15 protein-coding genes are annotated in these 19732 nt (G+C 62.2%); 6 read left to right on the plus strand and 9 right to left on the minus strand.

The annotated features are described in order from the left end of the window. The 4 genes from CAK78_RS20650 to CAK78_RS20665 form a co-directional block, all read right to left on the minus strand. Positions 1–268 (minus strand): transposase (locus CAK78_RS20650; RefSeq protein ID WP_141214188.1); only part of this gene is annotated, 268 nt, incomplete at its 3' end. Between the two features lie 229 nt (positions 269–497). Continuing rightward, entirely contained in the window at positions 498–1046 is a 549-nt protein-coding gene (locus tag CAK78_RS20655) for an NAD(P)H nitroreductase (protein WP_094698533.1), read from the minus strand. Positions 1047–1083: 37 nt separating this feature from the next. Further along, positions 1084–1986 (minus strand): autotransporter outer membrane beta-barrel domain-containing protein, encoded by a 903-nt coding sequence (locus CAK78_RS20660; protein ID WP_254924845.1) that lies wholly within the window; start codon positions 1984–1986, stop codon positions 1084–1086. Positions 1987–3160: 1174 nt separating this feature from the next. After that, positions 3161–5176 (minus strand): NADPH-dependent 2,4-dienoyl-CoA reductase, encoded by a 2016-nt coding sequence (locus CAK78_RS20665; RefSeq protein ID WP_094698535.1) that lies wholly within the window; start codon positions 5174–5176, stop codon positions 3161–3163. Positions 5177–5486: 310 nt separating this feature from the next. Here CAK78_RS20665 and sppA point away from each other — a divergent pair, with 310 nt between their 5' ends. Next, on the plus strand, positions 5487–7331 hold the full coding sequence (gene sppA, locus CAK78_RS20670; protein ID WP_094698536.1) for a signal peptide peptidase SppA: 1845 nt from the start codon (positions 5487–5489) through the stop codon (positions 7329–7331). A 61-nt stretch (positions 7332–7392) separates the two neighbouring features. Here the strand turns inward: sppA and CAK78_RS20675 are convergent, their stop codons facing one another. Next, a complete protein-coding gene (locus tag CAK78_RS20675; protein ID WP_094698537.1) occupies positions 7393–7950 on the minus strand; it encodes an NUDIX domain-containing protein in 558 nt (185 codons plus the stop codon). A gap of 6 nt (positions 7951–7956) precedes the next feature. Next, the gene (locus CAK78_RS20680; protein WP_094698538.1) at positions 7957–8757 is read right to left on the minus strand and encodes a DUF2989 domain-containing protein; all 801 of its coding nucleotides are present in this window, start codon (positions 8755–8757) and stop codon (positions 7957–7959) included. Positions 8758–8967: 210 nt separating this feature from the next. Between CAK78_RS20680 and CAK78_RS20685 the strand changes: the two genes are divergently transcribed. Beyond that, positions 8968–10398, plus strand: a complete 1431-nt coding sequence (locus CAK78_RS20685; RefSeq protein ID WP_094698539.1) for a glyceraldehyde-3-phosphate dehydrogenase — start codon at positions 8968–8970, stop codon at positions 10396–10398. A gap of 40 nt (positions 10399–10438) precedes the next feature. Next, a complete protein-coding gene (locus CAK78_RS20690; RefSeq protein WP_094698540.1) occupies positions 10439–10732 on the plus strand; it encodes a YeaC family protein in 294 nt (97 codons plus the stop codon). Positions 10733–10987: 255 nt separating this feature from the next. Here CAK78_RS20690 and ansA read toward each other — a convergent pair whose 3' ends face one another. Continuing rightward, positions 10988–11995 (minus strand): asparaginase, encoded by a 1008-nt coding sequence (gene ansA / locus CAK78_RS20695; protein WP_043170309.1) that lies wholly within the window; start codon positions 11993–11995, stop codon positions 10988–10990. A gap of 513 nt (positions 11996–12508) precedes the next feature. Here ansA and gltS point away from each other — a divergent pair. After that, entirely contained in the window at positions 12509–13708 is a 1200-nt protein-coding gene (gene gltS, locus CAK78_RS20700) for a sodium/glutamate symporter (protein ID WP_005297985.1), read from the plus strand. Between the two features lie 185 nt (positions 13709–13893). On the opposite strand, the gene CAK78_RS20705 is transcribed toward gltS, so the two are convergent. Continuing rightward, positions 13894–15765 carry a methyl-accepting chemotaxis protein gene (locus CAK78_RS20705; RefSeq protein WP_017780299.1) on the minus strand — a complete coding sequence of 624 codons (1872 nt, stop codon included), beginning with the start codon at positions 15763–15765 and terminating at the stop codon, positions 13894–13896. 254 nt (positions 15766–16019) lie between these two features. Here CAK78_RS20705 and prfB point away from each other — a divergent pair. Beyond that, positions 16020–17118, plus strand: a protein-coding gene (gene prfB / locus CAK78_RS20710; RefSeq protein ID WP_099358782.1) for a peptide chain release factor 2 whose coding sequence is annotated in 2 segments (ribosomal slippage) — positions 16020–16094 and positions 16096–17118 — 1098 coding nt in all. Because the reading frame shifts where the segments join, the coding sequence is not laid out codon by codon here. Between the two features lie 24 nt (positions 17119–17142). Then, on the plus strand, positions 17143–18678 hold the full coding sequence (gene lysS / locus CAK78_RS20715) for a lysine--tRNA ligase (protein WP_094698541.1): 1536 nt from the start codon (positions 17143–17145) through the stop codon (positions 18676–18678). Positions 18679–18809: 131 nt separating this feature from the next. On the opposite strand, the gene CAK78_RS20720 is transcribed toward lysS, so the two are convergent. Next, a complete protein-coding gene (locus CAK78_RS20720) occupies positions 18810–19616 on the minus strand; it encodes a PhzF family phenazine biosynthesis protein (protein ID WP_094698542.1) in 807 nt (268 codons plus the stop codon). Positions 19617–19732: the final 116 nt, after the last annotated feature.

A 19732-nucleotide genomic window follows, 5' to 3' on the forward strand; every position in this document is an offset into this window, starting at 1 on the left:
CCAGAAACCACTTGGTCAGCGGGAGCTTGGTGTTTGCGAAAATAGTGTTCCCAGTCAATGACATCTGGTGATGGCAGTGATTGCATTGCAGCACGCGTGGCCGACTTTTCAGGTGACAACAGGTCTTGTTGGCACATTCAGGGCAGACAAAGCCGTGAGGAAAACGCCAAGTGAACAACGCGTTTTCGCACTGAGCTTCAGTGCCATAGTCCTTGAGAAGCTCAAACAGGCTGTAGCCTTTCTGGAATTGGACTTTGCTTTTGGCCATGATCTCGCTCCTCGATAACTGTGCATAAGATCAGTATAGTTCGGGGTGACTGCTAATCATGGGTAATCAGGTAGCGTAATAAACCAGGATTGAGAACGGCATCTCACTATTTAAAAAATTCCCTGCCAGCCACGGCCTGCCTCTTGGCAATTTTTCATTTATCAGTACAGCCTGTCGCCAGAAACAAAAAAGCCCTGACAAGTCAGGGCCTTATCAACAGTTCATCAGACTAGAAGCGGCGCACGAACTCGCTCACCGGCAGCTCGCGCAGCTTGCGGGCCTCCAGCATGGGGGTGCCGAGGTAGAGGAAGCCCACCAGCTGATCGTCTGTGCCAAGGCCAAGACCAGCCTGGATCTGCTCGTCAAAGATAAACCAGCCGGAACGCCAGATGCCGTTGAAGCCCTGGGCCTGGGCCGCCATCTGCATCGCCATCAGGGCGCAGCCGGCGGAGAGCTCCTGCTCCAGTCGGGGCACCTTGGGGTGCTCCTGATGGCGGGTTGCCACCGCGATCACCAAGGGCGCACGCAGCGGAGCTTCCCGGCACTTCTTGATGCTATCTTCATCCTCACCACGGCTACGAGCGGCTTCCGCCAGCAGGGTGCCCAGCCGTTCGCGCCCCTCCCCTTCAAACAGGATGAACTGCCAGGGGGTCAGGGTGCCGTGATCCGGCGCCCGCAGTCCGGCCTTGAGGATATTGTCGAGCACCTCGCCGGCAGGGGCCGGCTCGGCCAGACGGCCACAGGAGTGGCGGTTGAGCAATAACGTCAGTGCATCCATCAAAATCTCCTTCATTGAGAAAAGGTCTGGCCCGAGCTCAGAATGACCTGGAAAGATTGAGCCTCCATTCCCAGACATTCAGCCCCCCCTGACCCAGGCTGAGATAACCGGTACTGGCCGTGACCGTGGTGTCTCCACCCAGCAGAGTGCGCAGCCCGACCCGCATAGTGCCGCTCAACGGCTGGGTGCGGGCCATGTCCAGATTGCCCGTCAGGATATAGCCATCGTTGGGTCTCTCAAAGCCATAATCGAGACCCAGTTCCCCATAAGGCATCACCAGCACACCATCGCGGGTATGATAGAGCCGGCTCAGCTCCAGCGTCCCCATCAGGTTACCCTGGTTGTAACTGTCGCGCCCCCGTTCCAGCTGCAGGGGCAGGCCACGGTAATTCCCTTGCAACCGATAGCTGTCACTGCGGCCATGACTGTAACTGATCGCGAGTCGGGGACGGAGGGTGAACGCGTCCCACTCGAACTGGGCCGAGCCCCCCAGGTTGCCGCTCACGGACGTCGAACCGTAGTCACCGCTGAGAAACAGCAAGCCTTGCTCGTTGTCCATCCAGCCATACATCAGGGTCGCATCCAGCATCCAGCGTTCCGACAATTGATAGGTGAGGTAGGGGCCCAGATTGTAGCCCCCTGCCGCCAGCCTCATCCCCCCTTCGAAGGCACTTGCCTTGCTGTCGAGTCGGGAGACGGCAACTCCCAGCGACATAGCCTGATCGAGACGAGTCTCTGCCCCCAGAGTAAACACATTGGTACTGCCGGACAGATCGCTCCCTTCCCGGTGATCCGCTATGTCGTAGTAGACCTCGTCCCCCCACAAGGCCCAGCGTCTGGGCTCGAGCTGCCCAACCGCAACCACAGCCTCCCGGGAAGAGGGGCAATCCGGATATCGATCGCGCAGGGTGGGCGGCAGCTGTGCTCGCTCGTCTGCCATGACGCACAATCTGGTTTCATTCCAGGCGCGCTCGCTCGCCAGCTCTCCTGCCGGATGCGTTACCATCGGGAGCACAGGCGTGGGCAGCAGACCTGTGGGCGGCTGTAAAACTCCGGGTCGAGTCGGCATCACGCCCTGCGGCGGCAGAGTGCCAACCGGCGGTGTTACGCCACCGGGCAGAGTCGGCATCATCCCCTGTGGCGGTAAAGTGCCCACCGGCGGTGTTACGCCGCCTAGTCGGGTCTGCATCATCCCCTGTGGCGGCAAAGTGCCCACCGGCGGTGTTACGCCGCCGGGCCGGGTCGGCATCATCCCCTGCGGCGGCAAAGTGCTTATCGGCGGTGTTACGCCGCCGGGCCGGGTCGGCATCATTCCCTGCGGCGGCAAAGTGCCTATCGGCGGTGTTACGCCGCCGGGCCGGGTCGGCATCATCCCCTGTGGCGGCAGAGTACCTATCGGCGGTGTTACACCACTCTCGGGAGGCAAAACAGCGATAGGAGGGAGCGGCCTGGTCGGCAGAGTGGGCGGAGTGAAATTACCGGGAAAGGTGAAATGTCCATTTTGCTGGTTATCCGTATCGAGCAGGACTCGTTTACCTGATGTCGTATCCAGATAGGCATATAACTTGTGGGTGCCGCCGTTTTGCACCTCGGGTGACAGGGTCAGATGCAGACCTCTGCGGTCCTGACTCCAGTTGTCATAGACTTGCCCCTGCTTGGCCGACTCCACTTCAAACTGGCCGGATGACACGGCTGAGAGCCAGACTGAATGCAGCTGATCGCTGGTCCAGCCAAGAAAGATCAATCTGCCGGCAGGATCCGCCAACGCCGGTGAGCAATACAGCATCACCGCCAATGCGACTGAGCCAACACGAGGAGCATGGTTGCAGACTGGGTTTATGGGCGTTGCCGGGCACATGGTAATGTCCTTATTGCCTTGTCCGGGAGAGGGGATTGGCCGACACGTTCAGGCCAATGGTGGCACCAAGGGGGCATATCTGGCTTGCTGAGCCAGCCCCCGTCTGGCGGTACATCCCTCATGACGCCAGACAGGTATTTGTTGACCCTATGTTAATTTCAGTCAAGCCACAAACGCCGGCTCTGCCAGCGCAAGGATTTTCCCAATGCAAAGAGGGGCTTGCCGCCCCTCTCGCCTTCCCATGCCGATGCCTCTGCTAGATGAGGGCTGCCAGCTCCGCCCCCTGGCGGATGGCGCGCTTGGCATCCAGCTCGGCGGCCACGTCGGCCCCGCCGATGATGTGTACCGGCTTGCCCGCCGCCTGCAGACCGGCCTGCAACTCCTTGAGCGGCTCCTGCCCCGCGCAGATGATCACCTGATCCACCGGCAGGCACTGCTGCTGGTCGCCCACCCGGATGTGGAGCCCCTCGTCGTCGATACGCAGGTACTGCACGCCGGAGAGCATCTCCACCTTGCGGTTTTTGAGCACGGTGCGGTGGATCCAGCCGGTGGTCTTGCCCAGGCCGTTGCCCACCTTGCTCTCCTTGCGCTGGAGCAGCCACACCTGGCGCTCGGGGGCGTCGATCACCGGGGCCATCAGGCCGCCACGCTCGCCGAGCTGCTTGTCGATTCCCCACTCCTTGAGCCAGTGATCGCGGCTGCGATCCCCCTTGCCCTCTACCAGGTATTCGGCCACGTCAAAGCCGATGCCGCCGGCGCCGATCACCGCCACCTTCTCGCCCACCGGTTTGTGATCCCGCAAGACATCGAGGTAGCTCATCACCTTGGGATGCTCGATACCCGGGATGTTGGGGGTGCGCGGGCGGATGCCGGTGGCAAGGATCACCTCGTCAAAGCCGCCGCCGAGCAGACTCTCGGCACTCTGGCGCTGGCCCAGATAGAGCTCGACGCCACACTTCTCCAGCCGCTTGGCAAAGTAGCGCAGGGTTTCGTGAAACTCCTCCTTGCCCGGGATCTGCTTGGCGAAGTTGAACTGGCCGCCGATCTCGCTGGCCTGATCGAACAGGCTCACCTGATGGCCGCGCTCGGCGGCGTAGCAGGCAAACGCCAACCCGGCGGGGCCGGCCCCCACCACCGCCAGCTTCTTGGGCTGGGGCACCCGGCCGAAGGTGAGTTCGGTCTCGAAGCAGGCACGCGGATTGACCAGGCAGGAGGCACGCTTCTGTTTGAAGACATGGTCGAGGCAGGCCTGGTTGCAGGCGATGCAAGTATTGATCTCGTCCGCCCTGTCTTCGGCGGCCTTGATGACAAATTCGGGGTCGGCCAGGAAGGGGCGCGCCATGGAGACCATATCCGCCTCGCCCTGTGCCAATATGCGTTCGGCCACCTCGGGGGTGTTGATGCGGTTGGTGGTGATAAGCGGCACTTTGAGGTGTTTTTTCAGCTCGGCCGTCACCCAGCTGAAGGCGCCACGCGGCACGCTGGTGGCGATGGTGGGAATGCGCGCCTCATGCCAGCCGATGCCGGTGTTGATGAGGGTAACCCCCACCTGCTCCAGCGCCTTGCCAAGGGCGATCACTTCCTCAAGGGAAGAGCCCTGCTCCACCAGATCCAGCATGGAGAGGCGGAAGATGATGATGAAATCCGGCCCGACCCGCTCGCGGATGGCGCGGACAATCTCCACCGGGAAGCGCATGCGGTTTTCGCTGCTGCCACCCCAGCCATCGGTGCGCTTGTTGGTGCGCTCACAGATGAACTGGTTGATGAGATAGCCTTCCGACCCCATCACCTCGACCCCGTCATAACCGGCCACCTTGGCCAGCTGCGCGGTGGCGGCGAAATCGCGGATGGTGCCGCGGATCTGGCGCTCGCTCATGGCACGCGGCTTGAACGGAGAGATGGGGGCCTTGAGGGCGCTCGGCGCCAGGCTGAATGGATGATAGGCGTAGCGGCCGGCATGGAGGATCTGCAGCGCTATCTTGCCCCCCTCCTGATGCACCGCACTGGTCACCTTCTTGTGCTTGGCCACCTGCCAGGGAAAGCTCAGCTGGGAACCGTGGGGCACCAGGCGGCCGCGCAGGTTGGGGGCGATGCCGCCGGTCACGATGAGGCCGACCCCGCCCCGGGCCCGCTCGCCATAGAAGGCGGCCAGCTTGTCAAAGCCCCCCTTCTCCTCTTCGAGGCCGGTGTGCATGGATCCCATCAACACGCGGTTGCGCAGCTGGGTAAAGCCCAGATCGAGGGGGGTCAGCAGGGTCGGGTAACGGCTCATCATGAACTCCTTTTCGGGGCCGGGCTGGATGGCACCACCCCCATCTGCGGCCGTCCGAGTTCAGGCCCGGGACAAGACGGCAGTATGGGTGTGCGGCTCACAAGGCCTCCAGTTAATTTTTTGTTATCAAACCGAGGCTAGAGTAAAGAATCAAAAATGCTTTTTCAAACAAATGTTTGGACAATTTTTCGGCGAACAGACGTGTTCCGAACTCACCGGCGCCGATCCTCTCCAAGCGGAAATGGCATTTCACCGCCCAACTGGTTAATAATGGCGCTTTCCTCCCCATTAACAGGGCGATAACGCGACTATGTCTATTTTCAAAGGTCTGGGTTGGCTGTTTCGCAGCCTGTGGCGCCTGCTCAATTTCACCCGGCTGATGCTGGTCAATCTGCTGTTTCTCGTCGTGGTCTTGATCATCGTCTTCAGCGTCAGCCAGAAAGAGGCCCCCAGCGCCCCCATCGAAGGGGCCCTCACCCTCAATCTATCCGGTGTGCTGGTGGAACAGCGCTCGCAAACCGATCCCACGGTGCAACTGCTGCGCCAGGTGGACAACAGCGACGAGCTGCCCAGCGAGATCGTCCTCTCCGATCTGCTGTGGGCCATCAAGAACGCCAAGGATGACGATCGCATCAAGGCGCTGGTGATCAAGCCCCAGGGGCTGCAGGGCACCAGCTTCTCCAAACTGCAGGAGGTGGCGAGCGCCATCGATGCATTCAAGGAGAGCGGCAAGCCGGTCATCGCCATGGCCGACTTCTACACCCAGGGCCAGTACCTGCTGGCCGCCCACGCCGATCACGTGCTGCTCAACCAGAGCGGCGCCGTGGTGATCGAGGGGCTCGGTGTCTACCAGACCTACTACAAGTCGGCGCTGGAGAAGCTCAACATCACCCCGCACGTGTTCAAGGTCGGCACCTACAAATCTTTCGTCGAACCCTATACCCGTGACGAGATGTCCCCCGAGAGCAAGGAGGCGAACCAGCGCTGGCTGGATCAGCTGTGGCAATCCTATGTGGCCGACGTGGCCGAGCAGCGTGAAATCGAACCGGACGCCGTCGCACCGGGCAAGGATCGCTTCCTCGAGCTGCTGCGCAAGGCCGGCGGCAACGCGGCCAACTACGCCCTCGACAACGGTCTGGTGGACCAGCTGGCGACCCGCGACGAGATGACCCAGGCGGTGATCAAGGAAGTGGGCGAGACCGATGACCACGGCTGGAAGGGGGTGGGCCTCAAGGAGTACCTGGCCGCCATTCCGAGTCAGTATCCCCAGAGCGGCAAGGATGAGGTAGGTCTCATCGTCGCCAGCGGCGCCATCATGGATGGTGTCCAGCCCGCTGGCACCATAGGCGGTGACAGCCTCGCCGATCTACTGGCCGATGCCCGCCGCGACGACAAGGTGAAGGCCGTGGTGCTGCGGGTCGACAGCCCCGGCGGCAGCGCCTTCGCCGCCGAGCAGATCCGCGCCGAGCTGCTGGCCCTCAAGCAGGCCGGCAAACCGGTGGTGATCTCCATGGGCAGCTACGCCGCCTCCGGCGGTTACTGGATCTCCGCCGATGCGGACAAGATCTTCGCCTCCCCCACCACCCTCACCGGCTCCATCGGGGTGTTCGGCATGTTCGCCACCATCGACAAGGCGCTCTCCCAGTACGGGGTGCACACGGACGGTGTCGGCACCACCGACTATGTCGGCGTCGGTCTGACCCGTGCCCTGCCGGAACACGTCGGCCAGGCGATCCAGCTAAACGTGGAGGATACCTATCAGCGCTTCGTCGGTCTGGTGAGCAAGGGCCGCGGCCTGAGCCCGGAAGAGACCGAGAAAGCGGCCGAGGGCCGGGTCTGGACCGGCCAGGATGCCAAGGCGCTGGGTCTGGTGGACGAGTTTGGCGATCAGGAGGCGGCCATCAAGGCGGCAGCCGAGCTGGCCAACCTCAAGGAGTGGCAGGTCACCCCCATCGAGCAGGAAGAGTCGGCCAAGGACAAGTTCCTGCGCCAGCTGTTCGACAGCAGCGCCCTGGTACTGGCTTCGCACCTGCAGAGCTGGCTGCCGGCCGGGCTTGGCAAAGCGCTGGTGGAGGTGAACCGCAGCCTGGACCCGCTGACCCGCTTCAACGATCCGCAAGGCACCTACGCCCTCTGCCCGGTCTGCACGCCCTGATCGGCAGCAAGTGCAAAAAAACCGCCGACCGGCGGTTTTTTTTATGGCGCAGTGAAAGCACTCAGCCCAGCAGGCCGGCGCCGTGCCAGTGGTGCAGTTCGGCCAGCACCCGGGTCTCCCGCGCCGTCCACTGGGGACAGGGGCCCGCCAGCTGGGTCTTGTTGGTCTGCAGCGCCTCGGTCAGCTCGAACCAGCCTGGCGTGAAGCCGAGCCTTATTTCGTAGGGCTGAGGCCGTGGCTCGCTCCAGTTCTCCCCCACCTGACAGAGGTAGTAGAAGGAGCGGATGCAGTAGGCGTCGTAGTCCATCTCCCTAGCGGGGCGGTACTCCCGCGTCTGCCCGAGCAGGGCACCGACCGCCACCAGCTCGGCACCGCACTCTTCGCGCAACTCGCGGGCCAGGGCCGTGTTGTGGCACTCTCCGTGCTCGATGCCGCCACCGGGAAACATGAGATCGCCGTTGACACTGGAGTGCACCAGCAGCAGCTGGTCGCCACGCAACACGATGGCCCGGACGGTGACCCGCTCCAGCTGGCGGCCATCCGTGTTGACCCGGCCGTGAGTGAGCCGGATGTCGAAGGGGTGCGGCCAGTCGCTGGCCAGAGATTCAATATGGTTCATCAGGGTTCAGGGACGATAGGTTCCGCTTTTCAGCTGTTCGACCAGGATGGCGGCCTGGCTGTCCAGCCCCTCCTGCTGTTGCTTGCTCAGGGAGTGGTAGAGGCTGAAACGGCTGGCCGACACCTCGGCGGCATTCTGGAACGACTCGCTCACCTTGCCCCACAGATAGGCTTGCCCATACTCCTTCTGACCCATGTAGAGGGTGCTGAGGGAGGTGAGGATGCGGCCGTTGATCTGATCCCCTTCCCGGTAGAGAGAGAGCGCATGCTGCATCAGCGCGATGGCCTTTTGCGGCTCGCGCTTGGCATAGATGCCTCCGAGCGCCAGCTGCAGTTCGGGCTCCTCGAGCGCGGGCTGCCCCTCCAGCGCCAGAAACTGCTGGCGGGCCTGCTCGTTGGTGTTGTTGGTCCAGTGCCAGAGCAGCAGATAGGGATCCTTGGCATTGCGGGTAGCGGCATCGAGCTGGGCAAGCTGGTCGCCAGCCGCCAGCATCCCCTCCACCCGCGGGCTCTTCTGCTCGCGGGCATTCTTGTACTCTATGTTGGTGGAGCGTTCGGCACATTTGAGGTAGCGCTCCAGGTTGCGCATCAGCTCATACTTGCGCCGATCCGTCCCCTCCTCCTTGAGATAGAAGCGGCTGCGAATGATGTCGGTACGCTCGTAGCGGCACCAGCCATCGTCTACCAGATCCTGACAGAGCTCGGGATGGTTGCTGCAAATATTGTGGATCCGGTCGTCATTGCAGCCCGCAACGGCAAGGCCGACGGAAAGCATGATGAAGGTCTGTCGCAGGGGCAAATTGGCCATGGCTCACATCTTGTTGAAAACGCAGGTTGATAACAACGGGAGCCTCGAGCGGCCACCTACGGCTAGCAAACCGGTTACATATCCATTACAATGCGCGCGCCGTATAAGGCCGCGATTGCAGAATAATATAACGAAATATACACCCCTACACTGATCTGCATTCGACGAATTTCTATTTGCCCCAACAACGTGAAATAAAGGATCTGGTTAATGACCCACGAGCACTATCTGCAAGCGTGGCAGGAGAGCCAGGAGCTCGCCGAAGCCATGCAACCCCTGATCGGTCGTCTCTACCGTCAGCAAGGGATCGAGATCACCATCTTCGGCCGCCCGCTGCAAAACGCCTCCACCATCGATATCCTCAAGGCCCACCGGGTCGTTCGCCGCCACCAGGGAGCCCCCCTCCCGATCCAACAGAGCTTTCCCCTGCTGCAAGCCATCCTGGCCCTGAACCCGACCGCCGCCGAGATCGATCTGGGCAAACTGGCCGTGGGTTACTGGCAGGATCACCAGGATGACGCCGGCATCGACGACTACCTGCGTGCCAAGCTGGCACCGGCCCTGGGTCGCGGCGTACCGACTCCGACCGACGTGGTGCTGTACGGCTTCGGCCGCATCGGCCGTCTGCTGGCCCGGTTGCTGATCGAGCGCACTGGCGCCGCCAACTCCCTGCGGCTGCGTGCCATCGTGGTGCGTGGCGGTCGCGACGGGGATCTGGAGAAGCGTGCCAGCCTGCTGCGCCGTGACTCGGTGCACGGCCCCTTCAACGGCTCCATCGAAGTGGATAGTGATCGCAGCGCCATCATCGCCAATGGCACCTTCATCCAGGTGATCTATGCAAACAGCCCGGCCGACATCGACTACACCGCCTACGGCATTCACGATGCGCTGATCGTCGACAACACCGGCGTCTGGCGTGACGAGGCGGGTCTGTCCGAGCACCTCAAGGCGCGTGGCGCCGCCCGAGTGCTGCTGACCGCTCCCGGCAAGGGGGAGATGAAGAACGTGGTGTTCGGGGTCAACCACGAGGTGATCGGGCCCGATGACAAGATCATCTCCGCCGCCTCCTGCACCACCAACGCCATCACCCCGGTGCTCAAGGTAATGCAGGACAAGTACGGCATCCGTCACGGCCACGTGGAGACGGTGCACTCCTACACCAATGACCAGAACCTCATCGACAACTATCACAAGGGCGAGCGACGCGGTCGCAGCGCGGCCCTCAACATGGTGATGACCAGCACCGGCGCCGCCAAGGCGGTGGCCAAGGCGCTGCCCGAGCTCAAGGGCAAGCTGACCGGCAACGCCATCCGGGTGCCGACTCCCAACGTGTCGCTGGCCATCATCAACCTGTCGCTGGAGCAGACCACCGATCGGGAGAGCCTCAACGCCTATCTGCAGCAGATGGCGCTGAGCTCCGCCCTGCATCGCCAGATCGACTTCAGCGCCAGCACCGAGCTGGTCTCCTCCGACATGGTGGGCTCCCGCTTTGCGGGCATCGTCGACTCCCAGGCCACCATCGCCGAGGGGGATCACTGCGTGCTCTACGTATGGTATGACAACGAGTTCGGGTACAGTTGTCAGGTAGTGCGGGTGATGGAGCAGATGGCTGGCGCAGTTCGCCAGGATCTGCCGGTCTGATCCCGATTCGTCATGGCTCAATGTGCAAGGAGAAGGCCGGATGTCGTTTCAACAAGGTGAGTTTTTGCAAGCAATCAGGCAGATGCCCAAAGAGGTGTACGAGCGGCTCAAGACCGCGGTCGAGCTCGGCAAGTGGCCCGATGGCAAGCCGCTCACCGACGAGCAGAAGGCCACGTCGCTGCAGGCGGTAATGGCCTGGCAAGCGATGCACCTTGAGAACCCCGAGCACATGAACATCGGCCGTGACGGCGAGATCGTGATGAAGAGCAAGAGCGAGCTCAAGCGCCAGTATCGCGACGAGGAAGAGATAGTGCGGGTCGACCTCAGCCACTGAGGCAGGCCGCACGTCACCTATCGCGGTAACGAAACGAAAGAGGGGAGCCATGATGGCTCCCCTCTTTTTTCCTATCTATGCAGGATGACTCATCCCCCTCATCCCCGGCCCTTCTCCCACCAGGGGAGAAGGGAGCTAGCACGCACCTGCTAACAGTAAGCGGGCCACCTGCCGGCGATCTTCATGGCAAGCTTCGCGGCCAACAGCACCTCGAGCTATCCCCTCTCCCGCTGGGAGAGGGTGAGGGGGAACCAGTCAGGGGGTCAGCTCACCCCGCAGGGACTGCTGCATAAGCTCGCGGATGCGCGGCGCCGGCAGATCCTGGCTCAGCAGGAAGTGCAGCTTGGTCAGCGCCGCCTCGGCGGTCATGTCAAAGCCCGAGATGACCCCGGCGCGCGACAGGGCGTTGCCGGTGGCATAGCCCCCCATGTTGACCTTGCCGTGCAGACACTGGCTCAGGTTGACGATGATGACGCCACGCGCCGATGCCTCGGAGAGCAGCGCCAGCATGGCCGGATTCTGCGGCGCATTGCCCACCCCGAAGGAGAGCAGGATCAGCGCCCGCACCGGCTGCTGCAGGATGTTCGCAATCACCTCGGCCGAGATGCCGGGATAGAGAGTCACCACGCCGATGGGTTGAGGGGTGATGTCGTGCAGCACCAGCGGCCGCTCGGAGGGCACATCCAGCTCGCCAGCCTCCAGCGAGATGGCGATGCCGGCGTTGAGCAGCGGCGGGTAGTTGGGCGAATCGAAGGCGTGGAAGCCGTCGGCGTGCACCTTCTTGCTGCGGTTGCCGCGATAGAGCTGGTTGTTGAAGAACAGCGTCACCTCGTGGATCGGGTAGTTGGCCGCAATGTAGAGGGCATTGAGCAGGTTCTGCTGACCGTCAGAGCGCAGCTCGGCGAGCGGGATCTGGGAGCCGGTAATGATCACCGGCTTGTGCAGATCTTCGAGCATGAAGGAGAGCGCCGAGGCGGTGAACGACATGGTGTCGGTGCCGTGCAGGATGACGAAACCGTCGTATTTCTCGTAGTTGTCACGAATGTCCTCGGCGATGCGCTGCCAGTCCGCCGGCGTCATGTCGGAAGAGTCGATGAGGGGCGCATATTCGTGAATATGGTAATCCGGCATCTCGGGACGATGGAACTCGGGCATCCGCGCCAGACAGTCTTCCATGAAGCCCGCCATCGGCACATAGCCGTGGTCGGAACGCTGCATCCCTATGGTGCCGCCTGTGTAGGCGATATAGATGGACTTCTTCACACCCTCTCCTCTTTGATGGGCACAACAGCCGCGAATCGTGGCTCAAACGGGACGAAACGGTGGCATCGACTGCCTGCCGCATTCGCCATGGGCCGAAAGCCCGCACATGATAGCGCGCCAGGCCGCCGGCTCACATCCCACCAGTGCCGTCCGCGGGCCAAAAATCGCCGAATTATAGGGACTGGTGCCCCAAATGACAGCCAGGAAATAGCCCTCACCCCGGCTTGCACCGCGACTAACCCGATAGTGTTAAATTTCACAACAAACACAATGAACGACCATTTATCTGACAAATGTGGATATAAGTGGTGTTTTTTGCTACTATCCGCTCGATTTTTCATAAATCTCATCTGGATGCCTGATCAATTCAGGCCCGCACCGGTCCCATTCTTACGTGGGGCGGGGGCATGTCGCCCCTTCTTTGTTGGCACCTGAGCCACACTGTTTTTATCCCGGCTGAATCTGTGAGTCTGCATCAACGAAAGACACAGCCAATCAACATGGGAGTACTGAATGCTACAACTTGATTCCTACGCCACCCTGGTCGCAGCCACCCTGGTGTTGCTGCTCGGTCGTCTGCTGGTGACCCGAGTCGGGCTGCTGCGCACCTTCAACATCCCCAAACCGGTTGCCGGCGGCCTGGTGGTTGCCCTGGTGCTGCTGCTGCTGCGCTCCACCCTGCAGATGGAGCTGCAGTTCGATACCAGCCTGCAAACCCCGCTGATGCTGGCGTTCTTCGCCTCCATCGGTCTCTCCGCCGATCTCGCCAGTCTCAAGCGCGGCGGCAAGGCGGTGCTCACCTTCCTGCTGGTGGTCACCGGCCTGCTGCTGGTGCAGAACAGCCTGGGGGTGGGTCTAGCCACCCTGCTCGGTCTGGATCCCCACATGGGGCTGCTGGCCGGCTCCATCACCCTCTCCGGCGGCCACGGCACCGGAGCGGCCTGGGGCGCCACCTTCACCGAGAAGTACGGGGTGCAATCCGCCGCCGAGCTCGCCATCGCCTGTGCCACCTTCGGCCTGGTGCTGGGGGGCCTGATCGGTGGTCCGGTGGCCCGCTATCTGGTGAAGAAGGTGCAGGTGCCCGGCGAGGAGCACAACCGGGACGACGCGCCACAAGGCTTCGAGATGCCGGACATGGAGCGCCCGCTCACCACCTTCAGCCTGATCGAGACCCTGGCGCTGATCGCCATCAGCCTGAAGGGGGGCGAGATGCTCTCCGCCTATCTCAAGGGCGGCGCCTTCGAGCTGCCGGTGTTCGTCTGCGTGCTGTTCGTCGGCGTGCTGCTGCGCAACGTGCTGACCCTGCTCAACTGGCACGAGGTGAGCGACCGCGAAGTCTCCCTGCTCGGCAACGTCAGTCTGTCGCTGTTCCTGGCGATGGCGCTGATGAGCCTGCGACTGTGGGATCTGGCCAACCTGGCGCTGCCCATCTTCATCCTGCTGGCGGCCCAGACCGTGGCCATGGCGCTCTACGCCATCTTCGTCACCTTCCGGGTGATGGGCCGCAACTATGATGCGGCCGTGCTGGCAGCGGGCCACTGCGGCTTTGGTCTGGGGGCCACCCCCACCGCCATCGCCAACATGCAGGCCATCACCCAGCGCTTCGGCCCCTCCCACCTGGCGTTTCTGGTGGTGCCCATGGTGGGCGCCTTCTTCATCGACATCATCAACGCCATGGTGATCAAGCTGTTCCTGGCACTGCCCTTCCTGTAATTCCTTTCCCGTCAGACGTCTATGAACAGAGCCCACCCCCTGGTGGGCTCTGCCATTTCTGCTGGCCAGCTTCTCTGCACCACTTCCTTCATGGATAGCCGTGGCGAGACCCATAAACAAAAAGCCCCGCACTCGGCCGAGTGCGGGGCTTGGTCATGGCGGCCGTGTTCGCCGCGTTCAGGCACTTACAGGATAAAGGTCGAGACCTGCTTGTTCAGGTCGGTGGCCCGCCCCTTGAGACTCTCGGCCTGATCCAGATCGCGCATGGCAGCGGCGGTGATCTCGTCACTCACATCCTTGATGGCGGTGGTGTTCTGGGTGATCTCGCCGGTCACCTGGGTCTGCTCCTCGGCGGCCGTGGCGATCTGGCCCGCCATGTCGGAGATGAGGCTGACTGCCTGGGTGATCTCTTCGAGCGCAGCGGCGGCGGCATCGGCGTCTTTCACGCTGTTGTCCGCCAGCCCCTGACTGGTCTGCATCAGGCTCACCGCACGGGCCGTGGTCTGCTGCAGGGTCTCGATGGTGGACTGGATCTCCTGGGTGGAGTCCTGGGTACGGCGCGACAGCACCCGCACCTCGTCCGCCACCACCGCGAAACCGCGACCCTGTTCACCGGCGCGGGCCGCTTCGATGGCCGCGTTCAGCGCCAGCAGGTTGGTTTGCTCGGCGATACCCTGAATGGTGGAGAGGATGCCGGAGATGGCCTGGGCGTGGCGACTCAGCTCGCCGATCACCTCGGTCGCCTGCCCCACTTCCTCGGCCAGACCGTTGATGGACTGACGGGTCTGGTTCACCAACATCTTGCCCTGCTCACTGCTCTGGGCGGACTGCTGGGCCGCGGCGGCGGTGTTCTCGGCGTTGCCGGCGATCTCCATGGTGGCGCTCGCCATCTCGGTAACCGCGGTGGCGACCATGGTCACCTCCTGCTGCTGGCGCTGCAGCTCGTCCACGGCGGCCTGGTTGGTCACCAGACTGCGCTCGGCATCGGCGTTCAGCTCGTTGGCCAGCTGGCGGATGTTGCCGATCAGCTGGTGCTGGCTGCCGACGAAACGGTTGAAGCTGTTGGCCAGCTGACCCACCTCGTCGTTGGTGTCGATCTTGATGCGCTGGGTCAGATCGCCGTTACCGTCGGCGATACGGGCCAGCGCCTGGGAGACCTTGCCGAGCGGGCCGAGCAGCAGGCTGACCAGCCAGGAGATGGCGAGGATGCTGCCCACCAGCACCAGCAGGGCCAGGCCGAGCTGGGTCATCAGCAGCGAAGAGAGCGGCGCCTCCAGGGTCTCCTTGTCCAGCACCAGCACCAGCTCCCAGTCGGTGTCGGGGATATCCACCGCCCACAGCAGCTTGTCGCGCCCTTCGCCGTCGAAGTAGGCCGGCACCAGGCTGTTGCTGGTCTTGCTCTGCTCGATCAGGGCATTGGTCAGATCGTTGTCGATCTCGGTGGCCGGTTTCATCGCCTTGGCCGCGTCCTTGTAGGCGATGACGGTGCCGTCCTTGTGCATCATGATGGCAAAACCGTCGGCCGGCAGCTTCATCTTGGTGACGTCTTCCACCAGGGAGGCGATGGAGAGGTCGCCGCCGACCACGCCGCCCTGCGCCGGCTGGGCCAGGGTCACCACCATGATGTTGTAGGCCACGTCAAGGTAAGGCTTGGTGACGATCATGCCACCCTTGCCCATCGCCTCCTGATACCAGCCGCGGGAGCGGGGATCGTAACCGTCACGATTGATGGAGGGATCGGAGTCGTTCATCTTGCCGCTGCTCTCGCCAAAGTAGGTGAGCTGGAAGCGGCCGGAGACTTGCGCCTGTTGCAGGGCGTTGAGGGGCTCGGCACCGGCCTTGTTGCCGAGCGCCTGAATGACGTCGCGACGGGCCGCGAGCCAGTCACTGACGCTGGCGGCCTGCTGGTTGCCGAGGCGTTGCACCTGTTCCTGACTGCCTTGCAGCAACAGGGACTTCTGGCTGGTGTAGCTCTGCCAGGAGAGCAGCAGGATCACCAGCGAGAGGGCGATGACCACTGACAACAGTATCTTCTGCTTGAGTGATAGATTTTTCATCATGCGTTCTTCTTATGGAGGTCAGGAACAGGATTTCCCAAAAAGTGCACAGCACTGCGTAGTTATTAACGACCCGTCGGCACAAAACTGAACCGGAAAATGGGGCGGTGGGCGATATTTTCCACCGAGTTGGGGAAAACTGCACCAGAAATTGACTACCGGGCACGCACAAGGACAGCCGACCCTGTTTATTCCTTCCACAATTGGCTAGAATATCCCGTTTTTAAATCACATCGACCCCGAGAGTTTTCACGATGTTTGAAGTCAATCCTGTATTAAACAAGCTTAAGGAGCTGTCTGAGAGGACCGAGCTGCTTAGGGGGTACCTTTGACTATGACGCCAAGAAAGAGCGTCTAGAAGAGGTCAACGCCGAGCTGGAACAGCCGGACGTCTGGAATGAACCCGAGCGCGCACAGGCGCTGGGCAAGGAGCGCGTCGCGCTGGAAAACGTGGTCGGCACCATCGACACCCTGACCCAGGGGGCTGACGACGTGGCCATGCTGGTCGAGCTGGCCGTGGAAGGCGAAGACGAAGATACCTTCAACGAAGCCGTGGCCGAAGCCGACGTGCTGGAGTCCAAGCTGGTGGACCTCGAGTTCCGCCGCATGTTCTCCGGTCAGCACGATCCCTCCGACTGCTACATCGACATCCAGTCCGGCTCCGGCGGTACCGAGGCCCAGGACTGGGCCAACATGGTGCTGCGCATGTACCTGCGCTGGGGCGATGCCCACGGCTACAAGCCCGAGCTCATCGAATGCTCCGAAGGCGACGTGGCCGGCATCAAGTCCGCCACCATCAAGTTCACCGGTGAGTATGCGTTCGGCTGGCTGCGTACCGAGACCGGCGTGCACCGCCTGGTGCGCAAATCCCCGTTCGATTCCGGTGGCCGTCGCCACACCTCGTTCTGCTCCGTGTTCGTCTACCCCGAGATCGACGATGACATCGACATCGAGATCAACCCGGCCGACCTGCGCATCGACGTCTACCGTGCCTCCGGCGCCGGTGGTCAGCACGTCAACCGGACCGAATCCGCGGTACGTATTACCCACATTCCCACTGGGGTCGTGGTACAGTGCCAGAACGATCGTTCCCAGCACAAAAACAAAGATCAGTGTATGAAGCAGCTGAAGGCCAAGCTCTACGAGCTGGAAATTCAGAAGCAGAATGCCGAGAAGCAAGCCCTCGAAGAGACCAAGTCCGACATCGGCTGGGGCAGCCAGATCCGTTCCTATGTGCTGGATGATGCGCGCATCAAGGATCTACGTACCGGCGTCGAAACCCGCAATACCCAGGCGGTACTCGACGGCGATCTGGACAAGTTTATCGAAGCTAGCCTGAAGTCAGGCCTGTAAAAAAACAGAACAGCAGGAATCACCATGTCTGAACAAACCACCACTCCGGAAGTCGACCAAACTCTCGAACTGAACAACGAGATGCAGGAGCGTCGTTCCAAGCTGGCCGCCTTGCGCGCCCAGGGCAACCCCTTCCCCAACGACTTCCGTCGTGACCACCTCTCCGGCGATCTGCACGCCGAGTTTGGCGACAAGAGCGCCGACGAGCTGGCCGCACTGGGTAAACGGGTGAAGATTGCCGGTCGCATCATGACCCGCCGGATCATGGGCAAGGCGTCTTTCGCCACCCTGCAGGACATGGCAGGCAAGATCCAGGTCTACGTCACCCGTGACGACCTGCCGGAAGGCTTCTACAACGAGCAGTTCAAGAAGTGGGATCTGGGCGACATCGTGGGTGTCGAAGGTACCCTGTTCCGCACCAACACAGGCGAACTCTCCGTTCACGTCTCCGACATTCGCCTGCTGACCAAGGCCCTGCGCCCGCTGCCCGAGAAGCACAAAGGTCTGACCGACCAGGAAGCCCGCTGCCGTCAGCGTTACCTGGATCTGATCGCCAACGAAGAGTCCCGCAAGACCTTCGTGACCCGTACCAAGGTCGTGGCCGGTATCCGCAAGTTCCTGAACGACAAGCGCTTCATGGAAGTGGAAACCCCCATGATGCAGGTCATCCCGGGTGGCGCCTCTGCCCGTCCGTTCATCACCCACCACAACGCACTGGACATCGACATGTACCTGCGTATCGCTCCGGAACTCTATCTGAAGCGTCTGGTGGTCGGTGGTTTCGAGCGTGTCTACGAGATCAACCGCAACTTCCGTAACGAAGGTATCTCCGTTCGCCATAACCCCGAGTTCACCATGCTCGAGTTCTATATGGCCTACGCCGACTGCATCGATCTGATGGACCTCACCGAAGAGATGCTGCGCACCCTGGCGCAAGACATCCTGGGCGACACCAAGATCCGTTACGCCAAAGAGGGCGAAGAGGGCCTGACCATCGATTTCGGTCAGCCGTTCCAGCGCCTCTCCATGGTTGACTCCATCCTGAAGTACAACCCGGATGTGACCCGTGACGATCTGGCGACCCTGGAGAAGGCCACCGCCGTCGCCAAGCGCCTGCACATCGAGCTGATGAAGAGCTGGGAGCTGGGCCACGTGATCACCGCGATCTTCGAAGAGACCGTGGAACACATGCTGCTGCAGCCGACCTTCATCACCGAGTACCCGGCCGCCGTCTCTCCGCTAGCCCGTCGCAACGACCAGAATCCGGACGTCACCGACCGCTTCGAATTCTTCATCGGCGGCCGCGAGCTGGCCAACGGCTTCTCCGAGCTGAACGATGCGGAAGATCAGGCCGAGCGCTTCCAGGCTCAGGTTGACCAGAAAGCCGCAGGCGATGACGAAGCCATGTTCTACGACGCCGACTTCGTCACCGCGCTGGAACACGGTCTGCCGCCGACTGCCGGTCAGGGTATCGGTATCGACCGTCTGGTGATGCTGTTCACCAACAGCCACACCATCCGCGACGTCATCCTGTTCCCGGCCTTGCGTCCACAAAAGTAAGAGTCGCAGAAACAGTGCCGCAGCAGCGCTGCTGCCGTCCATGACAATCAAAACGCCCCGCCACTGCGGGGCGTTTTTTTATGGCGGACACAAACCGGTGGCGAACGCTCAATCCGCCGCCAGTCTGGCGCTTATGAGGCTGACGGCAACAGCCACTCACCTTGCCACAAGGTGACGGCCTGACCGGCCATCAGCACCCGCTCTCCCTGCAATTCAAGCCGCAGCTCACCACCCCGGGCCGAGATCTGGCGGGCCCGCAGCTGCTGTTTGCCTAGCCGCTCGGCCCAGAAGGGCACCAGGGCGCAGTGGTTGGAGCCGGTCACCGGATCCTCGTCTACCCCGACCCAGGGGGCGAAGTAGCGGGAGACGAAGTCATGGTCAGGGTCGCGCGAGGGCGCAGTCACCATCAGGCCGCGACCGGGCAGGGCGCGCAGGGCCTGAAAATCTGGGGTGAGCGCACGAACCTCCTCCTCGCTGGCGATCTCCAGCAAGAACTTGGCGCCGGCCGCCAGGGTTTGCAGCGGCTGGCAACCGACCGCAGCCGCATAGGCCGGATCCAGAACGAGCGGCACCGGGGCAATGCGCGGGAAATCGAGCCAGATCCACTCCCCTTCGCGCCGGGCCAGCAGCTCGCCGCTGCGGGTCTCGAAGACAATGACCTCACCCTCTGCCACCGCCCCCGTCTGCCACAACACATGGGCCGCCGCCAGGGTGCCGTGGCCGCAGAGATCCACTTCCAGCTCGGGGGTGAACCAGCGCAGCTGGTAGCGGGCCCGGCCTTGGGGCACCAGAAAGGCGGTCTCCGACTGGTTGAACTCGGCCGCCATGGCCAGCAGGGTGGCATCCGGCTGACTCGGCCCCAGCGCCACCACCGCCGGGTTGCCGCCAAAGGGGTGGCGGCTGAAGGCATTGACATGAAACAAGCTGATGATCGACATTCACGCTTCCTGTGTGGGTAATACGGGCTCATTCATCGCCCTTTATACCATGAGAACCCTGTCGACCTGAGCCGCCTTGCGACCCTCTCCATCGCCTTTTTAATGCAGTAATAGAA

Origin of the sequence: Aeromonas sp. A35_P (assembly GCF_002259925.1) — a bacterium.
GTDB lineage: Bacteria > Pseudomonadota > Gammaproteobacteria > Enterobacterales > Aeromonadaceae > Aeromonas > Aeromonas dhakensis.